The organism is Secundilactobacillus sp. MJ173, from assembly GCF_059704265.1.
The window spans coordinates 12,201-25,858 of sequence record NZ_BAAKGN010000022.1 but is presented as its reverse complement, the minus strand read 5'-3'; the positions used below and the strand labels follow the sequence as shown (position 1 = coordinate 25,858).

Genomic DNA, 13,658 nt, shown 5'->3' with positions numbered 1-13,658 from the left:
TAAACGCGTAAAAAGGGACAGCCCCCGGCCGTATAACTAAAGCAGCCCCACCACCCAAGTTCGGGGTGATTTCCTTTTACCTTGCCTAAACGCGTAAAAAGGGACAGCCCCCGGCCGTATAACTAAAGCAGCCCCACCACCCAAGTTCGGGGTGATGGGACTGCTTTAGTTATACTCTGGGGGCTAAACGTCCCTTTTTACGCTCTCTTATTTATAACTCTTTGCCGGCAATACAGCACCTTTATAGTGGTTGTAGATCCACTTTTGCGTATCCTTTGACTGCAAAGCCTTCATCAACTTCTTGATGGCTGGTTTCTTTTGGTCACCCTTGCGAACAGCCACAATGTTGACGTATGGCGATGATGACTTTTCAGTTGCGATAGCTTGCTTCAATGGGTTAAGACCTGCTTGAACAGCGTAGTTAGCGTTGATAAAGTCCACGTCACCTTCACCGTTCTTGTAGATACTTGGCATCAATTTTGGTTCATAACTGTGCTTAAACTTCAAGTGACGAGGGTTTGATGTAATATCTGAGAAGTTGGCTGTCGTAATATCGATACCCTTCTTAACTTTGATCAAACCAGCGTCCTGCAAGATAGTTAAGATACGGCCATAATCAGGTGTGTTGGAACTTGCTAAAATCGTTGCGCCATCCTTAACATCCTTTAAGTTCTTAACTTTCTTTGAGTATGCTGAAATGGGTTCCAAGTGAACACCACCGGCACTTTGCAACGTCCCATGGTTAGCTTTGTTCCATGTATTTAAGAATGGTGTGTGTTGGAAGTAGTTGGCATCCAGTTCCTTACTTGCTAAAGCCTTGTTAGGCATTACGTAGTCTTGGAACACTTTGATCTTTAAATTAACGCCTTCCTTTTTCAGTTGAGGCTGAACATGCTTCAAGATCTGTGCATGAGGTACTGGTGAAGCGCCCACCGTAATCGTAGTGGTCTTTGGTTTGCTTGAACTGTTACCACAAGCCGCCAACAATACCGTTGTTGCTGCAATACCTAAGATACCTAGAATTCGTTTTGAAGTCTTCATAAACAATTCCTCCCAAAATGTAGAATAAGATATTTTTATAGGGTCCGCTTATCAATACGACGAACCAGGAAATCCCCAATAAATTGAAACGCAAAGACAACCACCACAATGATAACTGTTGCTACAAGCACGATGGTGTTATTGTTTGCCTGAAAACCATCGATGTAAGCCAAGTTCCCTAAACCACCGGCGCCGATTGCACCAGCCATTGCGGTGTAGCCAATGAGTGAGATAGTAGTAACCGTTGCTCCTGAGACTAATGCTGGCATACTTTCTGGCAACAGCACCTTATAAACGATCTGCCAGCTGCTAGCACCCATTGCTTCAGCTGCTTCGATAACGCCACGGTCAATTTCGTGAAAGGCTAGCTCCACCATCCGTGCATAAAACGGTGCAGCTGAAACAATCAGCGATGGCAACGCAGCAGAGGGTCCAATAATGGTTCCCACCAAGTTCTTGGTAATCGGCAGTAACAACATGATCAAAATGATAAACGGAATTGATCGAAACACGTTAACCAAGAATGACACGACGCCGTTAAGTAGCTTGACCCAGACATTTTCACTTGCCGTTGTTTCAAATAATAGCAAACCTAATAAAACACCCAAGATTGCAACGACAATCATCGAAACCACGGTCATCCAAACAGTCTCCCAAGTCGCACCGCCCATGTTAGCCCAATCAACGGTTTTAAATGCAAAATATGAACCATTAGTCACGATGAATCACCTCCGTTTCCACACGCATTTTCTTGAGCAGATTCAACGCACCGTCTAAGCTCTCTTTGTCACCATTAATCTGTAGGTAAAGTGACCCAATAGAACCTTCCTGTGTTTGATGAATACTGCCTTCAATGATGCTGACCTGAAGTTTTGGAAACTGATGAATCATTTCAGAAACGATTGGCAACTTAGCTTGGTCACCATGGAAGACCAGTTGAACAATGGTACCCTCGGGATAACTCTTAATTAAGTCCTCCACGATACTATTAGTGTCGGTCAACGCTGGATCAACTTCTTCACTCACAAAACGCTTGGTAATTTCTTGCTTTGGATTCCGGAAAACGTTGAAGACGGTTCCCTGTTCAACGACCCGACCATCATCCATGACGGCTACGTGGTCACAAATCTTACGAATAGCGTGCATTTCGTGAGTAATCAAGACAATGCTCAAATTCATTTTTTTATTGATTTCAAGCAGTAAATCCAAAACTTCATCCGTAGTTTGTGGGTCCAACGCACTAGTTGCTTCATCAGAAATCAGAATTTCTGGATCATTGGCAAGTGCCCTTGCAACCCCAACACGTTGCTTTTGCCCACCTGACAATTCAGATGGATAAGAATGTTCACGGCCAGTTAAGCCAACCAAGTCGACTAAATGCTGAGCCTTTTTCTGGCGCTCTTTCCGTGATACGCCGGCCACTTCAAGGGGAAACATGATGTTTTGAATCACTGTTCGCGACCAAAGTAGGTTAAAATGCTGGAAAATCATACCGATCTTTTGGCGTTTCTTCCTTAGTTCACTTCCAGAAAGCGCCGTGATTTTATCCCCGTTAATGTCAATTTCGCCGCTAGTCGGTGTTTCAAGTCCGTTTAACATCCGTGTTAAGGTACTTTTACCAGCACCGGAATAACCAACAATGCCGTAAATTTCACCGTCGTCAATGTTTAAATTCACATCAGAAACGGCCGTCAAATCACCATCTTTTGTGGTGAATGTTTTTGTCACGTTTTTAAATTCAATCACTGCGGTTACCTCCTTTTTCAAATAAAAAAGCTTCGCCCTACTTAAACCAATTAGTTTAAGTAAGGGCGAAGCTTATCGCGTACCACCTTATATTCGTTACTGCCTCACGACAGCAACCTCAACGAGTCCAAAGACTCAACGGGATAGTGGCCGTTAACCAGCTACGGTTCACTAATGCTCACCGTAACCTCTATATGCAAAACCATCTTCAACGTATGGTAACGATCCCTTTTCATCAACCGGGACTCTCTAGGCGTTTACGTGACGCTTACTCATTTTGCAGATCTCATATTCAATTGAATCAATGACAAAAGTATAGCTATCTCGGTAAGAGCTGTCAAGGAGAAATGTCATTGAATTCTCAGAATCCAATCAAAATACAATTAGGCTTCTTTGATATCAGCTAGCCAAGCATCGGCTTCTTCTTCGCTGTTTAAGCTGTCAAAATCGTTAGCCAACTGTGGGTTCACAGCAACGACTTCACCGCTTACAGGGCTGTCAATATCAGAAACTGCTTTTTCAGCTTCAACACTAATTAATGTTTTGCCTTTGGTCACTTTGTCGCCAACACTTGGTAGGTGAGCAAATTTAATGGTGCCTAATTCGTCTTGACCCGCTTTCGTTAAACCAAGACGCGTTTTACCATCCATTACTTTTGTCCAGAAATAAGTTGCTTCTTCACTCATACTTTCACCTCATACCAATTTTTTTTGCTTTGATTTTACTCAAAGTCCTCGTTACGACTAAACATGTAACTCTTATTATGATACCGCATTGACATAATTAAGCCAATACCTATCATATTTCCAATCAGTGCTGATCCACCTTGACTAACAAATGGTAAAGGAATACCAGTTAGTGGCAGTAAGCCAATATTCATCCCAATATTTTCAAAGGTATGGAATAAAATCATCATAATAACACCGGTAGAAATATAGGCATAGAACACGTTTTTAGTGTCAAAGGTTACCCGGATCATCTGGTAGATCAACATGAAATAGAGCAAAATCAGAATTAAACTGCCAATGAACCCGTAGTTTTCACCAATAACTGAGAAAATCATATCAGACTCACGCACGGGAACATAGACTTTAGAAACGTTGAACCCCGTTCCAAAGATACCACCCGAGCCAATTGCTTTCATGCTCTGCCATAGCTGATAACCCTGATCAGAGGTGTTGCTAGCCGGATTCAACCAAGTATCGATTCGTGAAAATTGATACGATGCGAAACCCAAATGTTCCAATATGGTTCGTCCGGTAGTAGTTGCAACTAAAGCTAGTGCACCGCCACCGACACCTGCCAGCCCAACTGCCACTGGTACGATGATCCGCCAAGTAATTCCCGCAACAAGTGCAACACCTGCTACGATAGCAAAGAACACCAACATGGTCCCAAAATCGTTTTGAAGACGAAGTAATACTGCCACTGGTAACACCCAAGCAACCATTTTACCTAACAATAACCAATCTGAATGGGTCGTATGTTCATAATATTTATGGTTATGATCACTGGCAACTCGTCCTAACATCAAGATAAACGCTGGCTTCATTACCTCTGATGGTTGAAAAGTCAGCGGTCCAATTGCAAACCAAGATTTCGCACCCGTTGAAGCGGCATAGGAACGACTATAAAACACCAGCACAGCTGCCAGCAAGAATATCCCTAGCCAATAAGCTAATGGTGCTACTTTCCATAATTGTTCAGAATCAAATTGCATGATGATAACGACAGCAACCGTCCCGATAGCATACCAAACCACCTGCGACACCATAACAGTCGTCACATTAGTCGCACTAGAATCGTGAACGGCCGCAACATAAATCGAAGCTAAGCCAATCAATGCCAGCATCAGCACGCAAAAAATAACGCCATAGTCGATTCGCGATTCTGAATCTTCTTCGCGACGTTCATTCATTGCATCATATCCTCCTCTCACTCACGCGTTTATTATAGACGGCTTCTCAGCCGTTCTGATAAAAATGGGTTATCCTTAACCGTTTTTTTAGGTCTCGGATACTGTAGCGAGAAATTAATGATGTAAATTATAGGTCTGAATCAAGTACTCCATGGCTTCATCTTGCGTCTTAACTTTTACCGGTCGATTTGAACCGATCTGAGCTTCGAAAGAGCCACTTTCCAGTGGCATTATTGTACCAATCACTTCATCGTTAATGGACACCTGTAAACCATCCACACCTTTGATTGTCACATCATCGACTGCGACGCCAACTGGTTGTTTCTTTTTTGACATGAGAAGCTCCTTTTACAATTTTTATTTTAAGTTCATCTCTTTTAGATAGGCCATTTCAGCCTGCTTATTTCGCTTTAAACTGAAATGATTAGGTACCGGGTCATACCCGCCATGCACAAGCGGATTGCACCGCAATATACGAGCCATGCCCATTAAAGTCCCCTTAATCGCACCATGCTTCTGCAGTGCTTCTAAAGTATAAGCTGAACAGGTTGGTGAATAACGGCAAGAGGGCGGAAATAGCGGCGATATAAAGCGCTGATAGCCGCGCACAAGCATCATCAGTAACCTTTTCATAAGCGACTCCTATCCACGACCGTGTTTTTTAGTCGTTGCTGCATTCATGTGTTCTAGTAGAATACCGGCACCCTTAGCCACATTGTCTAACGGATTTTCTGAAATAACCACTGGTACCTTCAACTGTTCAATCATGAGTTTATCAACACCGTGCAATAAGGCACCACCACCGGTAAGCATGATCCCGCGATCAATGATATCAGCAGCTAATTCTGGTGGCACAATTTCAAGGACCTCTTTAGCGGCGTTGACAATCTGAACCATCACAGCGTTAATAGCAGGATAAATGTCCTTAGAAGTAATTTCAATTGAGCGTGGCATGCCAGAAACGGCATCACGACCACGCACCTCCATAGATTCATTATGGTCTTCGTCCGGATAAGCAGAACCAATCTTGATCTTGATAGATTCAGCCGTCCGTTCACCAACTTGAAGATTATGCTGTGTCTTCAAAAAGTTGATAATGTTGACGTTCAATTCATCGCCAGCGATTCGAATTGACTTGCTGGCCACAATATCACCAAGTGATAGGACTGCAATATCACTAGTCCCACCGCCAATATCAATAACCATATTGCCTTGCGGTTTAAAAATATCCATGCCTGCACCAACAGCAGCAACTTTAGGTTCTTCTTCCAAATAAACCTTGCCACCGCCGGATTTTTCAGCAGCTTGAATGATTGCCCGGCGTTCAATTTCAGTAATATTGGTAGGTGCACAGATCATAATATTGGGCTTTGCCAAAAATCCCTTAACACTTAATTTACTAATAAAATATGAGAGCATGCTTTCAGTAACATCAAAATCAGAAATCACACCATCTTTTAAAGGCCGGATCGCCCGAATATTACTTGGGGTACGTCCCACCATTCGGTAGGCTTCAGAGCCCACTGCTAACACTTGATTTGACTTTGTGTCAACCGCCACAACGGAGGGCTCGTTCAACACGATCCCCTTACCCACTGCATATATCAAAACGTTGGCGGTACCAAGGTCAATACCAATATCTTTTGCCATCCTATCGAATTCCTCCTGAACTTATTGTTTCAACCGTTAATTATAGCATACCCATACTAAGATAGGTTAAGCGAAAAAAAGTTCGGAACAGACTCGCCGTTCCGAACTCTCTACTTGACGTTAGTCGTTAGTTTTAGACTTTAAAACAACCTCTTCTTGTTCTGGTACTTTGACCCGTTCGATTTCAGCACCTAAGGCACGCAACTTTAAGTGGAAATCGTAATACCCGCGGTCAAGATACTTCAAGTTAGTCACTTGCGTATAGCCGTTAGCAACTAAGCCTGCTAGTACCAAAGCAGCGGCCGCTCTTAAATCAGTGGCTGCAACTTGTGCACCATTAAAATTGGTTGGCCCGTATAAGGCAACTGTCCGACCCTCAACTTTGAACTTCGCGTTCATACGGCGAAGTTCCTCTAAGTGCATGAACCGATTCTCAAACACCGTTTCCGTCAACGTACTTGTCCCGTTAGCAGAAAGCTGCAATACCGTCATTTGCGGTTGCATATCCGTTGGGAATCCTGGATGCGGTAATGTTTTAACGTTGGTTGGCTTCAGACTTTCTGGTCCAATGACCCGAACGCCGTCATCTTCGATCAAAACTGTCACACCCATTTCCTCTAGTTTGGAAATCAGTGGTTTGTTATGCTCGGCAATGGCGTTCTTAACTAAAACGTTACCGTGAGTCAAAGCTGCAGCAACCATAAAGGTACCAGCTTCAATGCGGTCTTGCACAACATAATGTTCAGTGCCGTGCATATTCTTAACACCCTCAACTCGGATGGTCTCAGTTCCAGCACCACGTACTTTAGCGCCCATTTTGTTTAAAACATTAGCAAGATCAACAATTTCTGGTTCACGAGCGACATTTTCAATGGTTGTCGTCCCTTCAGCCAGTGTGGCCGCCATCATAATATTTTGAGTGGCCCCAACACTCGGAAAATCGAGATAAATGTTAGCCCCAACTAACCTATCTGCAGTAGCTTCAATATAGCCATCGTGCTGATCGATACTGGCGCCAAGTGCTTCGAATCCCTTGAGATGCAAGTCAACTGGACGTGAGCCAATCGCACAGCCACCTGGCATTGCAACTTTGGCATGACCATAGCGAGCCAGTAGCGGGCCCATCACCACGATTGACGCACGCATCTTTGACACATATTCAAAAGGTGCTTGCGTTGACAGTTTTTTGGCTGCATTTAAACGTACAGTATTAGTAGATTCATCAAAATTCACGTCCAAGTTTAAGAACTTAAGAACGTTATTCATGGTATACACATCGGAAAGAATCGGAACATTCGTTAATACCATATCGTCGTGTTCAGCTAAGATTGACGCTGCCAAAATTGGCAAGACAGCATTCTTTGCTCCTTCAATATGTACAGTTCCAGATAATTCGCGGCCACCATGTACAATAATCTTTTCCAAAGAAATTCCCTCCACAAGTTGCATTATTTAACTAGAAAAATTAAATTTCTAACATTATCGATAAAGTTCAAGAAAAATTCGCTGCAGGTATAGCCTACTGTTACCGACAGCAGAACGATCAGTACCTTTGCTTGACTCGGATATAGCCGCATAAAATTTTCAATGTGTAGTTTCTGAATACTCCAAAAGGCCACAAAAATAAAAACAAAATGACTGAGTAGCGTCATTAATGCCTGAGCACCGATTGTTCGCATGGTTCACTTTCCTTTCTGCGTTACCCCTAAAATATAGCATATTTCATGCATGCTGTCCCCTATTCTATTGCATTTGTAATATTACGTTTTACAAAGCAAACTTTTAAAATAAAAAAGTATATTCAATCCATATTTTTAACTTATAGTTACAATAACTAAAATGTAAACAAATAATGAATAAAAGTCCCTTTTTTCTCTAAATTTATCATGCTCAATCGCTCACATTCAATTGCACACGATTCATCCATTTTTAGATTTTCCATATATTCGAATCAGAATAATATGTCACGTATTATAGGCATAAAATACATATTCCTTGTGAAGTCTGACTTACACTAGCAAATCCCTTTAAAACCAACCTTTGTAAGCGTTATTTCGAAGGAATATTTACGATATTTCACAATATTTTTGAATCATGGTAATCTCTAGTCGTTAGTTAAATATTTCATTCACGGAGATGATTATTTTGATCAAAGAAGTCCACATGCCAAAACTGAGTCCGAAATCCGATGAGTACTTTTTCGGCAAATGGGTCAAGCAACCTGGTGATACCGTTAAAACTGGTGACGTGCTTTTCGAAGTTGAAACTGAAAAAGCCATTAGCCAAGTTGAAAGCCAAGAAGATGGCATCTTAAAAGCCCAAGAAGTCGCTACTGGCGATTCTACCAAAGTTGGCGATTTAGTCGCTACGATTGAAGTCGCATAGGAGGAAACAGTATGAAGACAGAACATGATACTACCGCACCAGCAAAACCAGGCTGGTTAAAGGTTACTTATGATCAAAAAAAAGTTGATAAAATGACTGACCTGCTCTCCGGGTTAAAACTAAACACCGTTTGTGCTGAAGCAAATTGTCCCAACTTAGGGGAATGCTTCGGTAGTGGTTCAGCTTCATTCATTATCTTAGGCCCTAACTGTACGCGGGCTTGCCGCTTTTGTGACATTCCCCACGGTCATCCAAAAGATGTTGATCTACTGGAACCCCTACGAGTAGCACAAGCCACCAAGAAACTTGGTTTGACTCACGTGGTTGTTACCAGTGTCGATCGAGATGACTTACCCGATTTAGGTGCTGATCAATTTGTTAGAACGATCAAAGCAATCAAAGAACTGAATCCTAATACTTCCATTGAAGTCCTCACACCCGATTTTCAAGGCCGCGAAGACTGTCTGGATAAGGTCATTGCTGCTGGTCCTGACGTCTTTAACCACAACATGGAAACCGTTCGCAGCATCACACCTAAAGTTCGTAACCGTGCAACTTACGATACCTCTCTCCACGTTCTCAAATACGTGAAGGAACACGCACCTAAGACCATGTACGTCAAAACTGGTATCATGTTAGGGCTTGGCGAGACCGACGAAGAAGTCTATCAATTGATGGATGATTTACGTGCCATTGACGTGGACTTCTTGACGATTGGTCAGTACGTTCAACCAGGTCCCAAGAACTACACTTTGCGTGAATGGGTCCCAATGAAACGTTATCAAGAATACTACAAACAAGCTATGAAACGTGGCTTCAAATTTGTGGCTAGCTCACCACTTGTTCGTAGCTCATACAAAGCCAAGGAAGAACTGGAAGCAGTGGAAAATCAATGATTTACTTACCCGTAGACAGTCTAGATGTCCGTCACAACTTTGCTTTGGAATACTATTTAATGACTGAAAAACGTCCTTCTGAGCCAGTTTTACTGTTGTGGTCTACCACACCAACTGTCATGTTAGGTAAGTACCAAGTCGCTGAAAATGAGCTTAATCGGCCTTTCATTGAAGCTCATCATATTGCTGCAGTCAGACGGTTGTCAGGTGGTGGCACTATTTACACCGATCAGGGAGGCTGCCAGTTTACACTGATCACGCCCGACAAAGATAACGCTATTGATTTTTCATCGGGTCTTGACTTAATCACTCAAGCATTAAATCAACTTGGAATCAACGCACAAAATGATAGTCGAAATGACCTAGTGGTTGACGGTCGTAAGGTATCTGGCAGTGCGCAGTATATGACTAACGGCTTTCGTCTACACCATGGCAGTTTGCTGTTTGATGCTAATATGGATTGGATGGATCAAGCACTTCAAGTTGACCCAGTTAAAAAGAAAGCTAAACACATTAACTCCGTTCACCAGCGCACCGTCAACCTCATTGAGCAAAAACCGGATTGGACCGCTAGCGAGTTTAAACGCCAACTCGAAAATGCACTGCTCAACATCACTGATGCGCATATCAGTGACCTGACAGCAACTGAAAAGAAACATCTTCAGCAAATTGCCACACAACGTTTTGGTGAAGCGGCAGTATGGAAAAGTGATGACCGAGCATTTGACCACGTTCACAAACGTTATTTAACGGGTATTGGTGTTGTGGCCGTTGCTTTCAACTTGGATCAAGAACGACGCTTCTCAGCGATTCATCTCACCGGCGATTTTTTCAGTAACCTCGACCTACAGCAATTTGAAGGCGCGTTGATTGGCAAACCCTATCAGCGGCAGGTTGTAACACCAATCGTCGAGCATCAACTTCAACGATTTCCAATTAGGGGACTTCAACCTGAACAGCTAACTGAGCTATTATTTTAATATGATTATGGAATATTTTCATCGAGAATCAACAAAAAAGAAAGACTACCAAACAAGGGCTAGATAACAAACATTCGTTACAAGCTAGCCGTTTAATTATTCTTGAGCACTAAGAATAATGTATTAGAATAAATTTATAAATATTATTAGACTTATAAAGAGGGTAGCGGATTGTTGGCCACATGACAATCTGCTACCCTCTTTGTACACCTGCATTGACATCAAAAAAAGACGCTACTCTCAAATGAGAATAGCGTCTTTGCTTGCAATTTTACTTGCCAGCAACGTTAATTCGATTGATCGCCCGCCGAAGTGCAACTTCTGCACGTGCAAGTTCATCTTTGTCGTGAGCTGCTTGCGCTTTTTGAATCCGAGCTTCAGCCCGTTTCTTAGCGTTTTGAGCACGATCAACATCGATTTCATCTTGCTTTTCTGCAGAGTCAGCGACAATGGTTGCAACATTGTCAGAGAATTCAATGAAACCACCGTTCACGGCAATTTCGTCCTTCTGGTCACTGTTTGCAGATTGGATACGTGCTTCATCAAATGCTAACGAAGCAATCACAGGAACGTGGTTGGCCATGATACCAAGTTCACCAAGCTGGGTCTTAACGACCAGCATCTTGACTTGCTCGTTATCATAGACGTTACCATCGGGGGTTACGATACTAACGGTTAAAACTGATTCTGCATCAGCCAATTAGAACCCCTCCTTATTTGCTTACGTCAGCCTGCATCTTCTTGGCCTTTTCAACAACGTCTTCAATTGGGCCACAGTTACGGAAAGCATCTTCTGGAAGATCATCATACTTACCTTCCAAAATTTCCTTAAAACCTTTAACGGTCTCAGAAACTGGAACATACTTACCTGGTAACCCAGTAAATTGTTCAGCAACGGAGAAACTTTGTGACAAGAAGAATTGAATCCGACGAGCACGACCAACAATGGTCTGTTCTTCGTCTGACAATTCATCCATCCCAAGAATTGAGATAATGTCTTGAAGTTCACGGTAACGTTGCAAAACATGTTGAACTTCTGTAGCCACTTCATAGTGTTCTTGACCAACAATTTGTGGGTCAAGGGCAGTAGAAGTAGAAGCCAACGGGTCAACGGCTGGGTAGATACCTTGTTGCGTCAATGAACGTTCCAGGTTGGTGGTAGCGTCCAAATGGGCGAAAGTCGTTGCAGGAGCAGGGTCGGTATAATCATCGGCAGGAACATAAACAGCTTGAATAGAGGTAATTGACCCCTTCTTCGTACTGGTAATACGTTCTTGCAACTGACCCATTTCAGTAGCCAACGTAGGTTGGTAACCAACGGCTGAAGGAATCCGGCCAAGTAAGGCTGAAACTTCCATCCCGGCTTGGGTAAACCGGAAGATGTTATCAATAAATAACAGCACATCTTGACCCTTAACATCACGGAAGTATTCCGCAATAGTCAAACCAGTCAAAGCAACCCGCATACGTGCGCCAGGTGGCTCGTTCATTTGACCATACACCATGGCCGTCTTCTCGAGAACACCCGAGCCCTTCATTTCGTAATACATATCGTTACCTTCACGGGTACGTTCACCGACACCTGTGAAGACAGAAATACCATTATGACCTTGTGCAATGTTGTGGATTAATTCTTGAATCAAAACGGTTTTACCAACACCGGCACCACCGAACAGACCAATTTTACCACCACGAACATAAGGTGCTAATAAATCAATAACTTTGATCCCAGTTTCCAGAATTTCTGAAGTAGGGTTTAATTCATCGTACTTAGGTGCATCACGGTGAATTGGCCGTCTTTCAGCATCTGGACCGAATTCGGAACCGCCATCAATTGGATCCCCGAGGACGTTAAATACTCGACCAAGTGTGTCATCGCCGACTGGAACGGTAATTGAAGAACCAGTGTTTTCAACTTCCATTCCACGACGAAGACCATCAGTACCATCCATGGCAATCGTTCTCATTACACCGTCCCCTAATTCAAGGGTAACTTCAGTAACAAGAAAACTGCCATCATCTTTTTTGATGTGAAGCGCAGTATTGATATCTGGGAGTGTATCATCCAACGGGAATTCAACGTCGACAACTGGTCCGATAACTTGAACAACTTTACCAGAACTCATTATTCGTTAATTCCTCCCGTCATTAATTATTCAATGCCTCTTGCCCACCAGTAATTTCAGTAATTTCAGTCGTAATTGCTGCTTGGCGAGCACGATTATATCGCAATTCAAGATCGGCAATGAGGTCGTCAGCATTATCTGAAGCCGACTTCATAGCATTAGAACTTGATGCGTGTTCAGCCGTTTTAGCATCCAAGATTGCTCCGAAAACGAGGCTTTCTGAATACTGTGGCAGAACAACTTTCAATACTTCTTTTTCAGAAGGTTCCATATCATAAGCTGCAGATAAGGTTTCTGCTTGAGTATCTCCGGCTGCATTACCACTCAGCGTTTCGCTATCTACTGGCAACATTTTTTCGCCACGGAACCGAGCAACTAGCCGGTTAACGAAATGGTTGTAGCAAACATAGAGTTCACTGAAAACGCCACTATCATACATTGAGGTTACGGTTTTGACAATTTCTCTAACTTCGTTAAAAGTCGGTACATCACTGACACCACGATATTCGTAGGCCACGTTATCACCGCGTTTTTTATAGAAGTCAGCGCCAGTTCCGCCAACCGCAAGAATCAAATGGTCATTGTCGCCACTATGGCTCGCAATGAATTCATTGGTCTCACGGAGAACGTTACTGTTATAACTGCCAACCATACCTCGATCAGAAGTAATGACCAAGTATGCTGTCTTACCTGACTGCTTAGAATCGCTCGAGGAATCATCCAATAGATGAGATTTTGCCAGATGCATCACAACAGCTTTGACTTTGCTAACGTAGTCTTGATAACCTACAGCCGCTTTTTGAATCTGGTTCAGCTTAGAAGTCTGAACCATCTGCATCGCCGAAGTGATCTGACGTGTATTCTTTGTTGAAGCAATGCGATGTTGGACATCGCTCATTGATTCAGCCATCAGCTC

The 13,658-nt window shown here is 42.9% G+C and carries 16 protein-coding genes; 3 read left to right on the top strand and 13 right to left on the bottom strand.

Annotation, left to right across the window (positions count from 1 at the left end; all coding sequences use genetic code 11):
* Positions 1 to 207: 207 nt before the first annotated feature.
* From AC6H04_RS03605 to AC6H04_RS03560, 10 genes are all read right to left on the bottom strand, one after another.
* The gene (locus AC6H04_RS03605; RefSeq protein ID WP_497570394.1) at positions 208 to 1,041 is read right to left on the bottom strand and encodes a MetQ/NlpA family ABC transporter substrate-binding protein; all 834 of its coding nucleotides are present in this window, start codon (positions 1,039 to 1,041) and stop codon (positions 208 to 210) included.
* A gap of 35 nt (positions 1,042 to 1,076) precedes the next feature.
* Complete coding sequence (locus AC6H04_RS03600; RefSeq protein ID WP_497570412.1) at positions 1,077 to 1,712, bottom strand: methionine ABC transporter permease; 636 nt, start codon at positions 1,710 to 1,712, stop codon at positions 1,077 to 1,079.
* A 40-nt stretch (positions 1,713 to 1,752) separates the two neighbouring features.
* Complete coding sequence (locus AC6H04_RS03595; protein WP_497570393.1) at positions 1,753 to 2,787, bottom strand: methionine ABC transporter ATP-binding protein; 1,035 nt, start codon at positions 2,785 to 2,787, stop codon at positions 1,753 to 1,755.
* A 383-nt stretch (positions 2,788 to 3,170) separates the two neighbouring features.
* The gene (locus AC6H04_RS03590) at positions 3,171 to 3,473 is read right to left on the bottom strand and encodes a glycine cleavage system H family protein (protein ID WP_497570392.1); all 303 of its coding nucleotides are present in this window, start codon (positions 3,471 to 3,473) and stop codon (positions 3,171 to 3,173) included.
* A gap of 35 nt (positions 3,474 to 3,508) precedes the next feature.
* The gene (locus AC6H04_RS03585) at positions 3,509 to 4,705 is read right to left on the bottom strand and encodes an FtsW/RodA/SpoVE family cell cycle protein (RefSeq protein WP_497570391.1); all 1,197 of its coding nucleotides are present in this window, start codon (positions 4,703 to 4,705) and stop codon (positions 3,509 to 3,511) included.
* Between the two features lie 114 nt (positions 4,706 to 4,819).
* Positions 4,820 to 5,041, bottom strand: coding sequence for a DUF2969 domain-containing protein (locus tag AC6H04_RS03580; protein WP_497570390.1), 222 nt, complete (start codon positions 5,039 to 5,041; stop codon positions 4,820 to 4,822).
* 21 nt (positions 5,042 to 5,062) lie between these two features.
* On the bottom strand, positions 5,063 to 5,338 hold the full coding sequence (gene yidD, locus AC6H04_RS03575; protein ID WP_497570389.1) for a membrane protein insertion efficiency factor YidD: 276 nt from the start codon (positions 5,336 to 5,338) through the stop codon (positions 5,063 to 5,065).
* A 9-nt stretch (positions 5,339 to 5,347) separates the two neighbouring features.
* Positions 5,348 to 6,355: a rod shape-determining protein gene (locus AC6H04_RS03570; protein ID WP_497570388.1), complete on the bottom strand. Its 1,008-nt coding sequence runs from the start codon at positions 6,353 to 6,355 to the stop codon at positions 5,348 to 5,350.
* 120 nt (positions 6,356 to 6,475) lie between these two features.
* The gene (murA, locus tag AC6H04_RS03565) at positions 6,476 to 7,780 is read right to left on the bottom strand and encodes a UDP-N-acetylglucosamine 1-carboxyvinyltransferase (RefSeq protein WP_497570387.1); all 1,305 of its coding nucleotides are present in this window, start codon (positions 7,778 to 7,780) and stop codon (positions 6,476 to 6,478) included.
* Positions 7,781 to 7,803: 23 nt separating this feature from the next.
* A complete protein-coding gene (locus AC6H04_RS03560; protein WP_098825971.1) occupies positions 7,804 to 8,034 on the bottom strand; it encodes a DUF1146 family protein in 231 nt (76 codons plus the stop codon).
* 457 nt (positions 8,035 to 8,491) lie between these two features.
* On the opposite strand from AC6H04_RS03560, the gene AC6H04_RS03555 reads away from it, so the two are divergent.
* The 3 genes from AC6H04_RS03555 to AC6H04_RS03545 are packed head-to-tail and all read left to right on the top strand — an operon-like array spanning position 8,492 to position 10,616.
* Positions 8,492 to 8,740, top strand: a complete 249-nt coding sequence (locus tag AC6H04_RS03555; RefSeq protein ID WP_497570386.1) for a lipoyl domain-containing protein — start codon at positions 8,492 to 8,494, stop codon at positions 8,738 to 8,740.
* 11 nt (positions 8,741 to 8,751) lie between these two features.
* Positions 8,752 to 9,636 carry a lipoyl synthase gene (gene lipA, locus AC6H04_RS03550; RefSeq protein WP_497570385.1) on the top strand — a complete coding sequence of 295 codons (885 nt, stop codon included), beginning with the start codon at positions 8,752 to 8,754 and terminating at the stop codon, positions 9,634 to 9,636.
* Positions 9,633 to 10,616: a lipoate--protein ligase gene (locus tag AC6H04_RS03545; RefSeq protein WP_497570384.1), complete on the top strand. Its 984-nt coding sequence runs from the start codon at positions 9,633 to 9,635 to the stop codon at positions 10,614 to 10,616. The genes lipA and AC6H04_RS03545 overlap by 4 nt, the downstream gene beginning before the upstream one ends.
* Before the next feature lie 271 nt (positions 10,617 to 10,887).
* Here the strand turns inward: AC6H04_RS03545 and AC6H04_RS03540 are convergent, their stop codons facing one another.
* The 3 genes from AC6H04_RS03540 to AC6H04_RS03530 are packed head-to-tail and all read right to left on the bottom strand — an operon-like array spanning position 10,888 to position 13,652.
* Positions 10,888 to 11,316 carry a F0F1 ATP synthase subunit epsilon gene (locus tag AC6H04_RS03540; protein ID WP_497570383.1) on the bottom strand — a complete coding sequence of 143 codons (429 nt, stop codon included), beginning with the start codon at positions 11,314 to 11,316 and terminating at the stop codon, positions 10,888 to 10,890.
* Between the two features lie 13 nt (positions 11,317 to 11,329).
* Complete coding sequence (gene atpD / locus AC6H04_RS03535; protein ID WP_497570382.1) at positions 11,330 to 12,742, bottom strand: F0F1 ATP synthase subunit beta; 1,413 nt, start codon at positions 12,740 to 12,742, stop codon at positions 11,330 to 11,332.
* Positions 12,743 to 12,764: 22 nt separating this feature from the next.
* The gene (locus AC6H04_RS03530) at positions 12,765 to 13,652 is read right to left on the bottom strand and encodes a F0F1 ATP synthase subunit gamma (RefSeq protein ID WP_497570381.1); all 888 of its coding nucleotides are present in this window, start codon (positions 13,650 to 13,652) and stop codon (positions 12,765 to 12,767) included.
* Positions 13,653 to 13,658 lie beyond the last annotated feature (6 nt).

What these genes read in the sequence shown, in the direction of transcription:
- AC6H04_RS03605 (WP_497570394.1), bottom strand. Translation starts at nt 1,041, where the DNA reads ATGAAGACTTCAAAACGAATTCTAGGTATCTTAGGTATTGCAGCAACA.
- AC6H04_RS03600 (WP_497570412.1), bottom strand. Translation starts at nt 1,712, where the DNA reads ATGGGCGGTGCGACTTGGGAGACTGTTTGGATGACCGTGGTTTCGATG.
- AC6H04_RS03590 (WP_497570392.1), bottom strand. Translation starts at nt 3,473, where the DNA reads ATGAGTGAAGAAGCAACTTATTTCTGGACAAAAGTAATGGATGGTAAA.
- AC6H04_RS03585 (WP_497570391.1), bottom strand. Translation starts at nt 4,705, where the DNA reads ATGAATGAACGTCGCGAAGAAGATTCAGAATCGCGAATCGACTATGGC.
- AC6H04_RS03580 (WP_497570390.1), bottom strand. Translation starts at nt 5,041, where the DNA reads ATGTCAAAAAAGAAACAACCAGTTGGCGTCGCAGTCGATGATGTGACA.
- yidD (WP_497570389.1), bottom strand. Translation starts at nt 5,338, where the DNA reads ATGAAAAGGTTACTGATGATGCTTGTGCGCGGCTATCAGCGCTTTATA.
- AC6H04_RS03570 (WP_497570388.1), bottom strand. Translation starts at nt 6,355, where the DNA reads ATGGCAAAAGATATTGGTATTGACCTTGGTACCGCCAACGTTTTGATA.
- AC6H04_RS03560 (WP_098825971.1), bottom strand. Translation starts at nt 8,034, where the DNA reads ATGCGAACAATCGGTGCTCAGGCATTAATGACGCTACTCAGTCATTTT.
- AC6H04_RS03555 (WP_497570386.1), top strand. Translation starts at nt 8,492, where the DNA reads ATGATTATTTTGATCAAAGAAGTCCACATGCCAAAACTGAGTCCGAAA.
- lipA (WP_497570385.1), top strand. Translation starts at nt 8,752, where the DNA reads ATGAAGACAGAACATGATACTACCGCACCAGCAAAACCAGGCTGGTTA.
- AC6H04_RS03545 (WP_497570384.1), top strand. Translation starts at nt 9,633, where the DNA reads ATGATTTACTTACCCGTAGACAGTCTAGATGTCCGTCACAACTTTGCT.
- atpD (WP_497570382.1), bottom strand. Translation starts at nt 12,742, where the DNA reads ATGAGTTCTGGTAAAGTTGTTCAAGTTATCGGACCAGTTGTCGACGTT.
- AC6H04_RS03530 (WP_497570381.1), bottom strand. Translation starts at nt 13,652, where the DNA reads ATGGCTGAATCAATGAGCGATGTCCAACATCGCATTGCTTCAACAAAG.